The sequence below is a fragment of the Klebsiella sp. C239 genome (assembly GCF_048822715.1).
GTDB lineage: Bacteria > Pseudomonadota > Gammaproteobacteria > Enterobacterales > Enterobacteriaceae > Klebsiella > Klebsiella quasipneumoniae.
Genome location: NZ_JBMEZK010000014.1, coordinates 70654 through 83718, shown reverse-complemented (window position 1 = coordinate 83718; position 13065 = coordinate 70654). Strand labels below are relative to the sequence as shown.

General features: G+C 57.2%; 13 protein-coding genes. 3 read left to right on the top strand and 10 right to left on the bottom strand.

Going from position 1 to position 13065, the window contains the following annotated elements; genetic code table 11:
• Positions 1–29 precede the first annotated feature (29 nt).
• From hemG to pepQ, 4 genes are read right to left on the bottom strand one after another with little or no spacing between them, the layout of a single operon-like run.
• A complete protein-coding gene (gene hemG / locus ACOI6Z_RS24975; protein ID WP_023291587.1) occupies positions 30–572 on the bottom strand; it encodes a menaquinone-dependent protoporphyrinogen IX dehydrogenase in 543 nt (180 codons plus the stop codon).
• 11 nt (positions 573–583) lie between these two features.
• Positions 584–2035: a Trk system potassium transporter TrkH gene (gene trkH / locus ACOI6Z_RS24970; protein ID WP_004886724.1), complete on the bottom strand. Its 1452-nt coding sequence runs from the start codon at positions 2033–2035 to the stop codon at positions 584–586.
• A 39-nt stretch (positions 2036–2074) separates the two neighbouring features.
• Positions 2075–2689, bottom strand: coding sequence for an IMPACT family protein (locus ACOI6Z_RS24965; RefSeq protein ID WP_004886726.1), 615 nt, complete (start codon positions 2687–2689; stop codon positions 2075–2077).
• On the bottom strand, positions 2689–4020 hold the full coding sequence (gene pepQ / locus ACOI6Z_RS24960) for a Xaa-Pro dipeptidase (RefSeq protein ID WP_023291586.1): 1332 nt from the start codon (positions 4018–4020) through the stop codon (positions 2689–2691). Before pepQ ends, ACOI6Z_RS24965 begins: the two co-directional genes overlap by 1 nt.
• 191 nt (positions 4021–4211) lie before the next feature.
• On the opposite strand from pepQ, the gene fadB reads away from it, so the two are divergent.
• Positions 4212–6401: a fatty acid oxidation complex subunit alpha FadB gene (gene fadB, locus ACOI6Z_RS24955; RefSeq protein ID WP_023291585.1), complete on the top strand. Its 2190-nt coding sequence runs from the start codon at positions 4212–4214 to the stop codon at positions 6399–6401.
• Positions 6402–6410: 9 nt separating this feature from the next.
• A complete protein-coding gene (gene fadA / locus ACOI6Z_RS24950; protein WP_004886733.1) occupies positions 6411–7574 on the top strand; it encodes an acetyl-CoA C-acyltransferase FadA in 1164 nt (387 codons plus the stop codon).
• A gap of 193 nt (positions 7575–7767) precedes the next feature.
• Here the strand turns inward: fadA and fre are convergent, their stop codons facing one another.
• Positions 7768–8469 (bottom strand): NAD(P)H-flavin reductase, encoded by a 702-nt coding sequence (gene fre / locus ACOI6Z_RS24945; RefSeq protein ID WP_004886735.1) that lies wholly within the window; start codon positions 8467–8469, stop codon positions 7768–7770.
• A gap of 49 nt (positions 8470–8518) precedes the next feature.
• Positions 8519–9994, bottom strand: coding sequence for a 4-hydroxy-3-polyprenylbenzoate decarboxylase (gene ubiD, locus ACOI6Z_RS24940; protein ID WP_023291584.1), 1476 nt, complete (start codon positions 9992–9994; stop codon positions 8519–8521).
• Positions 9995–10172: 178 nt separating this feature from the next.
• Between ubiD and rfaH the strand changes: the two genes are divergently transcribed.
• A complete protein-coding gene (gene rfaH / locus ACOI6Z_RS24935) occupies positions 10173–10661 on the top strand; it encodes a transcription/translation regulatory transformer protein RfaH (RefSeq protein ID WP_004886742.1) in 489 nt (162 codons plus the stop codon).
• Here rfaH and tatD read toward each other — a convergent pair.
• The 4 genes from tatD to tatA are packed head-to-tail and all read right to left on the bottom strand — an operon-like array spanning position 10658 to position 13054.
• On the bottom strand, positions 10658–11449 hold the full coding sequence (tatD, locus tag ACOI6Z_RS24930) for a 3'-5' ssDNA/RNA exonuclease TatD (protein WP_420687546.1): 792 nt from the start codon (positions 11447–11449) through the stop codon (positions 10658–10660). The genes rfaH and tatD overlap by 4 nt on opposite strands.
• A 43-nt stretch (positions 11450–11492) precedes the next feature.
• A complete protein-coding gene (gene tatC / locus ACOI6Z_RS24925) occupies positions 11493–12272 on the bottom strand; it encodes a Sec-independent protein translocase subunit TatC (protein ID WP_004886745.1) in 780 nt (259 codons plus the stop codon).
• A 2-nt stretch (positions 12273–12274) separates the two neighbouring features.
• Positions 12275–12799: a Sec-independent protein translocase protein TatB gene (gene tatB / locus ACOI6Z_RS24920; protein WP_139620742.1), complete on the bottom strand. Its 525-nt coding sequence runs from the start codon at positions 12797–12799 to the stop codon at positions 12275–12277.
• Between the two features lie 3 nt (positions 12800–12802).
• Positions 12803–13054: a Sec-independent protein translocase subunit TatA gene (gene tatA / locus ACOI6Z_RS24915; RefSeq protein WP_002883425.1), complete on the bottom strand. Its 252-nt coding sequence runs from the start codon at positions 13052–13054 to the stop codon at positions 12803–12805.
• Positions 13055–13065 lie beyond the last annotated feature (11 nt).

Genomic DNA, 13065 nt, shown 5'->3' with positions numbered 1-13065 from the left:
GTTCGCTCGCTTTTCCATCAAGACGCTGTTTAAACGCCCTGTTTGCGGATCATTTGCGCGATTTCTCGGGCAAATCGGGAGACCTGTTGCCAGTCGGTATAGACCACTTCTTTACGGGTATCCGTTTCGCCTCCGGTCATTTTCATAATCAGGCGGATCATAAACCGATCGTACCAGCGGTAACGCGGGTAACGTAGCGCCCCGGCAAACACCGCGCAGCTCTGCGGCTGCCACGGCGAGTTGAGCAGAAACTTGCGCGTATAGCTGTTGGTCTGCGGCGTGCGCTTCTCGGGTTTGCGCGCAACCAGGTTCACCGAAAAGAATGCCCCCGGCAGCGCCTGCAATGCTGCAAGGTGCTTTTTCACAAAGCGGTCCACCGCCGGATGAAAGTGTCCGTAGCGAATCGACGCGCCAATCACCACGCGATCATAATGATGCCATTCCACGTCATCGGTACGGTTCAGATTCAGGGTGTCCGCATCGATACCCAGCTCTTTAAGCTCAGAGGCGAGAAACGAAGCGATTTCACGTGTCTGCCCGTCGCGGGTGGAAAAGAGAATTAAAGTTTTCACGAGCACTCCTGTTATTCGCGCCAGAAAGTGGGAGTAAAGAGCACCAGTAAGGTGAACACTTCCAGACGACCAAACAGCATATTAGCAATCAGGATCCATTTCGCGACCGGGTTCATGGTGGCAAAGTTGTCCGCGACGACGCCGAGCCCAGGCCCGAGGTTGTTCAATGTCGCCACCACGGAGGCGAAAGCGGAGAAGTCATCCACCCCGGTGGCGATAATAGCCAGCATACTAATGATAAAGACCAGCGCATAGGCGGAGAAGAATCCCCATACCGCTTCCAGAATACGTTCCGGCAGCGCGCGGTTACCTAATTTAATGCTATACACCGCATTCGGGTGAACCAGACGCTTAAGCTCACGGTTGCCCTGCTTGAACAGCAACAGGATACGGATAACCTTTAAGCCACCGCCCGTAGAGCCTGCGCAGCCGCCGATAAATGCGGAGCACAGCAGAAGCACCGGCAGGAACAGCGGCCAGCGCGCAATGCTATCGGTGGTGAATCCCGCGGTGGTCGCCATCGACACCACCTGGAAAAACGCCTGATTCAGCGTCGTCAGCACCGAGCCGTACACGTTATGAAGCCATAGCACCAGCGTACAGACGATGACCAGCGTCAACTGGACGCCAATGAACATTCGAAACTCAGGGTCGCGCCAGTACACCTTCAGGCTGCGTCCGCTCAACAACGAAAAATGCAGACCGTAGTTGCAGCCGGAGATCAGCAGGAAGATGGCAATGATGGAGTTGATCATCGGGCTGTTGAAATAGCCGACGCTGGCATCGTGAGTCGAGAAACCGCCGATGGCGATGGTGGCGAAGCTGTGCCCTATCGCATCGAAGGCCGGCATACCGGCAAACCAGAGCGCCAATGCGCAGGCGACCGTCAGTAACACATAGATGAGCCACAATGTCTTTGCCGTCTCGGCGATGCGCGGGCGCATCTTGTTATCTTTCAGCGGGCCGGGCATTTCCGCACGGTAGAGCTGCATCCCCCCGACGCCGAGGATAGGCAGAATCGCCACCGCCAGCACAATGATCCCCATACCGCCGAACCACTGCAGCATCTGCCGATAAAAGAGGATAGCGTGCGGGAGCGAGTCCAGCCCCACCAGGGTGGTCGCCCCGGTCGTCGTCAGGCCGGAAAATGACTCGAAGAAGGCATCCGTCACCGTCAGGTTCGGCTGTTCGGCGAAAATAAAGGGCAAGGCCCCTACGCTACCCAGCACGGTCCAGAACAGCACCACGATCAGAAATCCTTCACGGGATTTCAGTTCCCCCTTTTGCTTACGGTTCGGCCACCACAGCATGGAGCCGATCGCCAGAGCGACAAAAAAAGTTTGAGTGAAGGCCCGTCCCGCGCCATCGCGATATATCAGGGCCACTAATCCCGGGACGATCATCGTCCCCGAAAACAAGATGACCAGCAGTCCAACGATTCGGGTTATGGCGCGAAAATGCATCTCTGGCGCTTCCTTTGATAGGCAAAAAAACAGAGGGGATTATTCGTTAATCTTCAGCAATTGCAATGAACCGCGACTAAAATCAGCCAGTTTTGCTGAAAAAGCCGCCACTTCAGCCTGGGGAAGCGCCACGCGCAGCCGAACCGACGCCAGATATTCGCTTTCAACGACGTTGCCGGAAAATTGGGCGAGCAGCGCTTCGACGCCGGCCAGTTGCCCATATTCACATTGCAAAGTATATGCCGTTAACGGCGTCTTGCGCAGTGTCGTCAACTGCGCCAGCGCCTGATGAACACCGCCGCCATAGGCTTTCACCAGACCGCCGGTGCCCAGCAGGATACCACCGTAGTAACGCACGACGACAGCGGTTATCTCGCCGACGCCGCTTCCCATCAGCTGCGCCAGCATCGGTTTACCCGCCGTTCCCGCCGGTTCGCCATCATCAGAAAACCCAAGCTGTTGCGAATCATCAGGCGGTCCGGCGACCCACGCCACGCAGTGGTGACGGGCATCGGGGTGATCCGCTCTGACGGACTCGACAAAGGCTTTCGCCGCCGCCACGCCGTCGGTATGCGCCAACAACGTGATAAAACGGCTCTTTTTGATCTCCTCAACGACGGAAACGGGCGCCGCCGGGATTAACCAGCTCTCCATTAGGCCAGCTTCAGATCGCGCGTCATATTTTCGATACTGTTTTCGTGAACCACCACGTTATCTTCGATACGGATCCCGCCGAATGGCTTCATGGCGTCAATTTTTTGCCAGTTGAAGTGTTTGCTGAACGGGCCTTCACGCCACGGCGCCAGTAACGACTCGATAAAGTAGATGCCGGGTTCAATGGTCAACACCATACGCGGTTCGATAATACGGGTGCAGCGCAGATACGGGTATTTCGCTGGCGCCGCCAGATGCGTACCGGAGTCGTCTTGCATAAAGCCAGCAACATCATGCACCTGCAGACCCAGCGGATGACCAATCCCGTGCGGCATAAATGGCCCGGTCAGATCATTTTCCACCATCGCCTCTTCGCTGATGTCGGAGACTAACTGATGTTTACGCAGCAGTTTTGCGATGCGCTGATGGAACTGGATATGGTAATCGACGTAGCGAGTCCCGGCTTTCATGGTGCTAATCAGCGCCAGCTGCTCGTCGTTAACGTCTTTAATCAGATGGGCGAAATCGTTATCGCTGTGTGCCGCCCAGGTCCGCGTCAGATCCGCAGCATAGCCGTTATATTCCGCACCGGCGTCGAGCAGGAAACTGCGCATTTCCGCCGGAGCGCGGTGGTCCAGTTTAGTGTAGTGCAGGACAGAAGCATGCTCGTTCAGCGCCACGATATTGCTGTAAGGCACGTCGGTATCGCGGTGTCCGGTTGCGGTAAGATAGGCCTGATTGATATCGAATTCGCTCATCCCGGACTGAAAAGCTTCATAGGCCGCACGATGACCATTCACCGCCGACTTCTGCGCTTCACGCATACAGGCCAGCTCGTAATCGGTTTTGTAAGCCCGGTAGTAATGCAGATAATCGATAACCCCTTTCGGGTTGATCTTATCCGCGGCGATTCCCAGACCCAGCGCGCGCTCCGGAACCGGCCCGATATAACCAATATTTCCGCGAGCGGCAGGCAGTTGGCTGCCGATGCCATCGGCCTTCGGCAGCGCGACTACATCGACCTCTTCGGTCCAGAACGAGGTCGGCAGCGGCTCAACGTTATGCCAGTAATCAACCGGCAGATAGAACCACAGCTTCGGTTTATTCACACCGTCCACCAGCAACCAGCAGTTAGGCACCTGAGTCACCGGCACCCAGGCTTTGAACTGCGGATTGACCTTGAACGGGTACGGATGGTCATCAAGGAAGACGTTAACCAGCTCGCCGGAGTGAATCAGCAGAGCATCCATCTGAAAACGGGACAGGACGTCGCGGGTACGTTCTTGTAGGGTAACAATATGATTTTTATAGAGCGCGGCCAGGGATTCCATCTTTTGTCCTTTGCTTTTATGGGATCGTGATACTCCGCATCTTAGCACATCGACCTGCGTGCGGGTGATTTCCACCGGATGTGATCCGACCAGCAATTATTTAAAGAGTAATTTGCAATTCTTTAACATAAATTCCACACTCCGTTTCATCTGGTATGACCAGATCATATTGCTGGATTCAGGAGACTGACATGCTCTACAAAGGCGACACCCTGTACCTCGACTGGCTGGAAGATGGCATCGCCGAACTGGTGTTCGATGCCCCAGGTTCGGTCAACAAGCTTGATACCGCAACCGTAGCCAGCCTCGGTCATGCGCTGGACGTACTGGAAAAACAAAACGATCTCAAAGGCCTGATGCTGCGCTCTGAAAAAGCGGCGTTTATCGTCGGCGCGGATATTACGGAATTCCTCTCACTGTTCCTGGTCCCTGAGGAGCAGTTAAGCCAATGGCTGCATTTTGCTAACAGCGTCTTCAACCGTCTGGAAGATCTTCCGGTCCCCACTGTCTCCGCCGTCAACGGTTACGCGCTGGGCGGCGGTTGTGAATGCGTCCTGGCGACCGATTATCGCCTGGCGACGCCGGATCTGCGCATTGGTCTGCCGGAAACCAAACTCGGCATTATGCCAGGCTTCGGCGGCTCAGTCCGTTTGCCGCGCCTGCTCGGCGCCGACAGCGCGCTGGAGATCATTGCTGCCGGGAAAGATGTCGGTGCCGATCAAGCGCTGAAAATCGGCCTGGTGGATGGCGTAGTTGCTGCCGACAAACTGCGCGACGGCGCGCTGGCGATCCTGCGCCAGGCGATTCAGGGCGACCTGGACTGGAAAGCGAAACGTCAACCGAAGCTGGAGCCGCTGAAGCTCAGCAAAATTGAAGCGACGATGAGTTTCACCATCGCCAAAGGCATGGTCGCGCAAACCGCCGGGAAGCATTATCCGGCGCCGATCACCGCGGTGAAAACCATTGAAGCCGCCGCGCGTCTTGGTCGTGAAGAGGCCCTGGTGCTGGAAAATAAAAGCTTTGTCCCGCTGGCTCATACCAATGAGGCCCGCGCGCTGGTCGGTATCTTCCTCAACGACCAGTACGTCAAAGCGAAAGCGAAAAAACTGACCAAAGATGTCGAAACGCCGAAGCAGGCCGCCGTCCTGGGCGCGGGCATTATGGGCGGCGGCATCGCTTATCAGTCGGCGTGGAAAGGCGTGCCGGTCATCATGAAGGACATCAACGATAAATCGCTGACGCTCGGCATGACCGAAGCGGCGAAGCTACTGAATAAACAGCTGGAACGCGGCAAAATCGACGGTCTGAAGCTGGCCGGAGTAATAAGCACCATTCAGCCAACGCTGGAGTATAGCGGTTTTGATCGCGTGGACGTGGTCGTTGAAGCGGTGGTGGAAAACCCGAAAGTGAAGAAAGCGGTGCTGGCGGAAACGGAAGATAAAATCCGCCCGGATACCGTGCTGGCGTCCAACACCTCCACGATCCCCATCAGCGAGCTGGCCAGCGTTCTGCAGCGCCCGGAAAACTTCTGCGGCATGCACTTCTTTAACCCGGTACATCGCATGCCGCTGGTAGAAGTGATCCGCGGCGAAAAAACCTCGGATAATACCATTGCCAAAGTCGTCGCCTGGGCCAGCAAAATGGGCAAGACGCCAATCGTGGTCAATGATTGTCCCGGTTTCTTCGTCAACCGCGTGCTGTTCCCCTACTTCGCCGGCTTCAGCCAGCTGCTGCGCGACGGGGCGGATTTCCGCAAAGTCGACAAAGTGATGGAGAAACAGTTTGGCTGGCCGATGGGCCCGGCCTATCTGCTGGACGTGGTCGGCATCGACACCGCGCACCATGCTCAGGCGGTCATGGCGGCGGGATTCCCGCAGCGGATGCAGAAAGATTATCGCGACGCCATCGACGCCCTGTTTGACGCCAACCGTTTCGGCCAGAAGAACGGCCTCGGCTTCTGGCGCTATAAAGACGACAGCAAAGGTAAGCCGAAGAAAGAAGAAGATGCTGCCGTCGACAGCCTGCTGGCCGACGTCAGCCAGCCGAAGCGCGATTTCAGCGATGAAGAGATTATCGCCCGCATGATGATCCCGATGGTTAACGAAGTCGTCCGCTGCCTGGAAGAAGGCATTATCGCCAGCCCGGCGGAAGCGGATATGGCGCTGGTATACGGCCTCGGCTTCCCTCCGTTCCACGGCGGCGCCTTCCGCTGGCTGGATACCATCGGCAGCGCGAAGTATCTCGATATGGCGCAGCAGTACCAGCACCTTGGGCCGCTGTATGAAGTCCCTGCCGGTCTGCGTGACAAAGCGCGCCATAACGAAGCGTATTATCCCCAGGTAGAGCCAGCCCGTCCGGTTGGCGCTCTGAAAACGGCTTAAGGAGTCACAATGGAACAGGTTGTCATTGTCGATGCTATTCGCACCCCGATGGGCCGTTCAAAGGGCGGCGCATTTCGCCACGTGCGCGCGGAAGACCTCTCCGCGCACCTGATGCGTAGCCTGCTGTCGCGCAACCCGTCGCTTGAGGCAAGCGCGATAGACGATATCTACTGGGGCTGCGTACAGCAAACCCTCGAGCAGGGTTTTAACATCGCCCGTAACGCGGCGCTGCTGGCGGAGATCCCGCATTCGGTACCGGCAAACACGGTTAACCGTCTGTGCGGTTCTTCCATGCAGGCGCTGCACGATGCCGCGCGCATGATCATGACCGGCGATGCCAGCGTTTGCCTGATTGGCGGCGTGGAGCACATGGGCCATGTGCCGATGAGCCACGGCGTCGATTTCCACCCGGGCCTGAGTCGCAACGTGGCGAAGGCGGCAGGGATGATGGGGCTGACCGCTGAAATGCTGGCGCGTCTGCACGGCATTAGCCGGGAAATGCAGGATCAGTTCGCCGCGCGCTCCCACGCCCGCGCCTGGGCTGCGACCCAGTCCGGCGCATTCAAAGCCGAGATTATCCCCACCGGCGGCCACGATGCCGATGGCGTACTGAAGTCCTTTAACTATGACGAAGTGATCCGCCCGGAAACCACCGTCGAGACGCTGTCTACCCTGAGGCCGGCGTTTGACCCGGTGACCGGTACGGTAACGGCGGGTACCTCTTCCGCCCTTTCCGATGGCGCGGCGGCGATGCTGCTGATGAGCGAAAGTCGCGCCCGCGAACTGGGGCTGAAGCCACGCGCCCGCGTCCGTTCGATGGCGGTGGTCGGCTGCGACCCGTCCATTATGGGCTATGGCCCGGTTCCCGCCTCGAAGCTGGCGCTGAAAAAAGCGGGCTTATCCACCAGCGATATCGACGTCTTTGAAATGAATGAGGCCTTTGCCGCGCAGATCCTGCCGTGCATTAAAGATCTGGGCCTGATGGAGCAGATCGATGAGAAGATCAACCTTAACGGCGGGGCGATCGCGCTCGGTCATCCGCTGGGTTGTTCCGGGGCGCGTATTAGCACCACGTTGATCAATCAGATGGAGCGTAAAGATGCCCAGTTCGGCCTCGCCACCATGTGCATTGGCCTGGGACAAGGGATCGCCACCGTGTTTGAGCGGGTGTAAATTTACAAAAGGGTATCTCACAGCCAATGGCGTCAGAACAAGGCGGCAAGCGAGCGAATCCCGATGAGCTTACTGAAGTAAGTGATTCGGGTGAGCGAGCGCAGCCGACGCAGTTATGACGTCATTGGCGAAGAGAGACAGTTTAGTTGCCGTTCTTCCCGCCTGTCAGGGGCGGGTTTTTTATTTGCAGATATCAGATAAAGGCAAACGCGTCGCCAAACAGGCGATCTTCGCGCGCGCCGCGTTCGTTGCAGAACAGGTCGCGAGCAATCTTGGCCATCTCAAAACGCCCGGCAATATAGATATCGTGATCGGCCAGGGTACCGTAATCCTGCAGCACCGCGGTCAGCACGGTGCCGGAACGCCCACGCCAGCCCTCTTCCGGCTGCTCAACCACCGGCTCAATGCGCAGATTCGGATGTTTGACGCTCAAGGCTTCCAGCTCAGCCAGATCGTACAGATGTTTGGTCTCGCGGCCGCCCCAGTAAATCGCGATATCGCGCTGAGGATTGCGTGACAGCGCGGTCAGCAGAATAGAACGCACATAAGAGAAGCCGGTGCCGCCGGCAATCAAAATCAGCGGGCGGTCTTCATCTTCACGCAGCCAGGCTTCGCCATGCGGGATATCAACCTCAATTTCGCGCTCTTTCAGGATGCGATCCATGACCGCCATCGCGTACAGATTGAGCTCCGAGGCGCCGATATGCAGTTCGATAAATTCCTGTTCCGCCGGCGTGGAGGCCATGGAGAATGGGCGTTTGTCGCGCTCATCCATTACCACCATCAGATACTGGCCAGCGCGGAAAGAGAATGCCGCTTCCGGTACTAATCGAACACGATACACGGTATCGGTAATCGCCTCCACCGAGGTCACTTTACAGCTTAAGGTTGTCATGCGTCCCCTCTGTCGGGTCTATAGAGCAAAACAGCGGCGTTAGCCCCGCTTACTGTTGTTTAAAGATGGCCAGATCATCCCAGATGGCGTCAATGCGCGCCGTGACGGCAGGATCTTTTTTGATTGGGCGACCCCATTCACGCTGGGTTTCGCCAGGCCATTTATTGGTGGCATCCAGCCCCATTTTTGAACCCAGGCCGGAAACCGGCGAGGCAAAATCCAGATAATCAATTGGCGTATTCTCTACCAGTACCGTATCACGAGCTGGGTCCATACGGGTAGTGATCGCCCAAATCACATCGTTCCAGTCGCGGGCGTTGACATCGTCATCGCAGACAATCACGAATTTGGTATACATAAACTGGCGCAGGAACGACCAGACGCCCATCATCACGCGCTTGGCATGGCCTGCATACTGTTTTTTCATCGTCACCACTGCCAGGCGGTAGGAGCACCCTTCCGGCGGCAGATAGAAATCGACGATTTCCGGAAACTGTTTTTGCAGGATCGGGACGAAGACTTCATTCAGCGCCACGCCCAGCACCGCAGGCTCATCCGGCGGACGGCCGGTATAGGTCGAATGATAAATCGCGTCTTCACGTTGGGTAATATGGGTGACCGTAAACACCGGGAACTGGTCTACTTCATTGTAGTAGCCGGTATGGTCGCCATACGGACCTTCCGGCGCCATCTCCCCGGCCTCGATATAACCTTCCAGCACAATCTCTGCGCTGGCAGGCACTTCAAGATCGTTCGAGACGCATTTCACCACTTCGGTTTTGGTACCGCGCAGCAGCCCGGCAAAGGCATATTCCGACAAAGTATCCGGCACCGGGGTCACCGCGCCAAGAATGGTCGCTGGGTCGGCGCCGAGCGCCACAGAAACCGGGAAGCGTTCGCCCGGACGCGCCGCGCTCCACTCCTGGAAATCCAGTGCGCCGCCGCGATGAGACAGCCAGCGCATAATCAGTTTGTTTTTGCCAATCAGCTGCTGGCGATAAATCCCCAGGTTCTGCCGCTCTTTGTGCGGCCCGCGGGTCACCGTCAGCCCCCAGGTGATCAGCGGCGCGGCATCGTCTGGCCAGCAGGTCATAATCGGGATTTTCCTCAGGTCGACGTCATCGCCCTGGATGATTTTTTGCTGGCAGGGGGCGCCGCGCAGACGTTTGGTCGGCATATTCAGCACTTGCTTAAACTGCGGCAGCTTATCAAACAGATCGCGGAAACCTTTGGGCGGCTCAGGCTCTTTCAGAAAGGCTAACAGCTTACCCACCTCGCGCAGCGAACTGACGTCCTCCTGACCCATCCCCAGCGCCACGCGCCGCGGCGTGCCGAACAGGTTGCACAGCACCGGCATGGTATAGCCTTTCGGATTCTCAAACAGCAACGCCGGACCGCCAGCGCGCAGGGTGCGGTCGGCAATTTCGGTGATTTCCAGGTGGGGATCGACCGGCAGAGTGATACGTTTTAGTTCGCCCTGTTGTTCCAGGAGTGTCAGAAAGTCGCGAAGATCGTGATATTTCATGAAAGTGTTATTGACCTCTCTACAGGCGGCTAATTATACGGTGTTCAACGGCGAGATGCTGTAATTTTGTTAAATTAGCGTGAAAGAACGCTGAAATTTGGATTTCAATTATAATGGCTTTCGCGATTACACCAGCCATTTGTTATGCTTGCCGTTATTAGAAGTGGAATGAGTCATTATGCAAGCCTGGTACTTACTGTATTGCAAACGTGGGCAGCTACAACGAGCCCAGGAACATCTGGAACGTCAGTCAGTTAACTGCCTGATGCCGACGATTGCGCTGGAAAAAATCATTCGCGGTAAACGCACCATGGTCAGCGAACCGCTGTTTCCGAACTACCTGTTTATTGAGTTCGATCCAGAGGTGATTCATACCACCACCATCAGCGCCACCCGCGGGGTTAACAACTTCGTGCGCTTTGGCGCCCTACCCGCTATCGTCCCTTCGGCGGTCATCCATCAGCTCTCTATCTATAAACCGGAAGGCATCACCGACCCGGAAACGCCGCATGAGGGCGATAGCGTACTGATCACCGACGGCGCGTTCGAAGGCTTACAGGCTATCTTTACCGAGCCGGACGGTGAAGCACGCTCTATGTTGCTGTTAAACCTGCTGAATAAGCAAGTCCTGCAGAGCGTAAAAAACACCGATTTCCAGAAAATCTAAGCGCCGATAACGTCGACGCCAAACAGCGCTCTGACGTTTGCGTCCGTTTGCGCCTCAAGCCACTGCGCCTCCTCGCCGCGCCAGGCCGCGACGCTGGCCAGGATATGCGGCAAATACGCGGGCTCGTTACGACGCGAGGTGGGTTTCGGCTTGAGGTCGCGCGGCAGCAGATAGGGCGCATCGGTCTCCAGCAGCAGACGTTCCGCCGGGATCGCCGGCAGTAGCTCTCGCAGCTCGAGCCCGCGCCGCTCATCGCACACCCAACCGGTAATGCCGATAAACAGCCCCAGATCCAGACATTCCTGCACCTCGCTGCGGCTGCCGGTAAAGCAGTGCAGCACCGCGCCCGGGATCTTCCCAAGCCAGGGTTTAAGTAGCGTCAGAAACCGGTCGTGGGCGTCGCGGCAGTGTAAAAACACCGGCATCGACAGCTCGGCGGCCAGCGCCAGTTGGGCGCTGAATGACGCCTCCTGCTCCTGCGGCGTGGAGAAATTACGATTAAAATCCAGACCACATTCCCCTATCGCCACCACCTGCGGCTCGCGGGCAAGGACATAAATCGCCTCGGCGACCGCTGGCGTCCAGCTGCTGCCGTCATGGGGATGAACCCCCGCCGTGGACCAGCAGCCGGCGTAATGGCTCGCCATTCTCTGCGCCTGCTGGCTCTCCGGCAAATTTGTGCCGGTCAGCAGCATGCCGTGGACACCCGCCGACCGGGCGCGCGCCACCACCTCATCATGGTCGCGGGCAAACTGCGAACTGGTTAGATTAACGCCGATATCAAACATGATCGCTCCATATGACAACCGCCCTGACGGGCGGTTGGCGGTATTACTCTTCTCTGTGCTCAGCGGCTTCAGCTTCAGCCGCGGCATCGTCATCACGCGTCAGACGCTTCCCGGTGTAGAAGCGGGCAAAGAACACCCCGACTTCAAACAGACAGTACATCGGAATGGCCAGCAGCGTCTGCGAGAACACGTCCGGCGGCGTCAGCAGCATGCCCACCACGAAGGCGCCCACCAGCACATACGGCCGTTTTTTGCGCAGCTCTTCCGGCGTAGTGACGCCCATCCAGCAGAGCAGCACAATGGCGACCGGCACCTCAAAAGAGACCCCGAACGCCATAAACAGCGCCATCACGAAGTCGAGATAGCTGCGGATATCGGTCGAGACCAGCACCCCCTCCGGGGCAGCATGGGTCAGAAAGCCAAACGCCAGCGGAAACACGACAAAATACGCGAAAGCCATGCCGATATAGAACAGCAGCGTGCTGGAGACCAGCAAGGGCACCACCAGCCGGCGCTCGTGCTTATACAGCGCCGGCGCGACGAAGGCCCATACCTGATACAGAATAATCGGCACCGACAGGATCACCGACACCATAAAGGTCAGCTTTATCGGCGTAAAGAAAGGTGAAGCGACATCGGTGGCGATCATCGTCGCGCCTACCGGCATCTTGCTGATAAGCGGGGCCGAGACCAGCTGATAGATATCATTGGCGAAATAGACCAGCGCCAGGAAGATCACCAGGATAGCAATGATGCTGTTGAGCAGACGCTTGCGCAGCTCAATCAGATGCGAAATTAGCGGTTGTGTATCGTCTACGCCCATGTTTACGGTTTATCACTCGATGCGGGGGAAGAATGGGGGGCAGCCGCCGTAGCGGATGTTTTCTCTGCCGGTGAAGCGGGTTGCTCGTCGGCCACGGGCTCCGGCGCATGAACCGGAGCGCTGGCCTGATGTTCGGCCGCCGCCGGCGTGACGTCCTGCCGCTGCGCTTCGCTGCCTTTCACCACCGGATTATGGATGGTATTCGCTTCGTCGCTGGCCTTTTCCGGATCGTGGGCGCTATAGGAGCGCTTCATCGACTCCGCGGCCTCGCGCAGCTCGTCCATGGAGGCTTTCAGCTCCGGCGTCAGGTTATTCAGGCTGGCCTTTTCCACCTTCTTGAGGCTCTCCTGGAACTCCTGCAGTTTTAGCTCCTGAGCCAGCTCATTCTGCACCGTGGTCGCCAGCGACCGTAGCGTACGGATCCAGCCAACCACCGTTTTAACCGCGACGGGAAGCCGCTGTGGCCCCAGAACAATGAGGCCAATTACAAACACCAGCAGTAGTTCACTAAAACCAATATCGAACACGAGTTACACCTGCTCTTTGTCGTGGCGTTTTGTCTCGTCTTTTTTTGCATCATCCTGTTTGTCGGCGATAGTTTTCGCCGTGAAATCTGCGTCTGGCGCCGACTTTTCGGGTTTATCATCATCACTCATGGCTTTTTTAAAGCCTTTGATGGATGCCCCTAAGTCTGACCCCAGTGAGCTCAGCTTCTTCGTCCCGAAAAGCAGAACTACGATGACGACAACAATTAATAACTGCCAAATACTGATACCACCCATACACGTTCCCC

Bases quoted from the DNA above. Each gene is read 5' to 3' on its own strand.
- trkH (WP_004886724.1), bottom strand. From the start codon at position 2,035: ATGCATTTTCGCGCCATAACCCGAATCGTTGGACTGCTGGTCATCTTG.
- ACOI6Z_RS24965 (WP_004886726.1), bottom strand. From the start codon at position 2,689: ATGGAGAGCTGGTTAATCCCGGCGGCGCCCGTTTCCGTCGTTGAGGAG.
- pepQ (WP_023291586.1), bottom strand. From the start codon at position 4,020: ATGGAATCCCTGGCCGCGCTCTATAAAAATCATATTGTTACCCTACAA.
- fadB (WP_023291585.1), top strand. From the start codon at position 4,212: ATGCTCTACAAAGGCGACACCCTGTACCTCGACTGGCTGGAAGATGGC.
- fadA (WP_004886733.1), top strand. From the start codon at position 6,411: ATGGAACAGGTTGTCATTGTCGATGCTATTCGCACCCCGATGGGCCGT.
- fre (WP_004886735.1), bottom strand. From the start codon at position 8,469: ATGACAACCTTAAGCTGTAAAGTGACCTCGGTGGAGGCGATTACCGAT.
- ubiD (WP_023291584.1), bottom strand. From the start codon at position 9,994: ATGAAATATCACGATCTTCGCGACTTTCTGACACTCCTGGAACAACAG.
- rfaH (WP_004886742.1), top strand. From the start codon at position 10,173: ATGCAAGCCTGGTACTTACTGTATTGCAAACGTGGGCAGCTACAACGA.
- tatD (WP_420687546.1), bottom strand. From the start codon at position 11,449: ATGTTTGATATCGGCGTTAATCTAACCAGTTCGCAGTTTGCCCGCGAC.
- tatC (WP_004886745.1), bottom strand. From the start codon at position 12,272: ATGGGCGTAGACGATACACAACCGCTAATTTCGCATCTGATTGAGCTG.
- tatA (WP_002883425.1), bottom strand. From the start codon at position 13,054: ATGGGTGGTATCAGTATTTGGCAGTTATTAATTGTTGTCGTCATCGTA.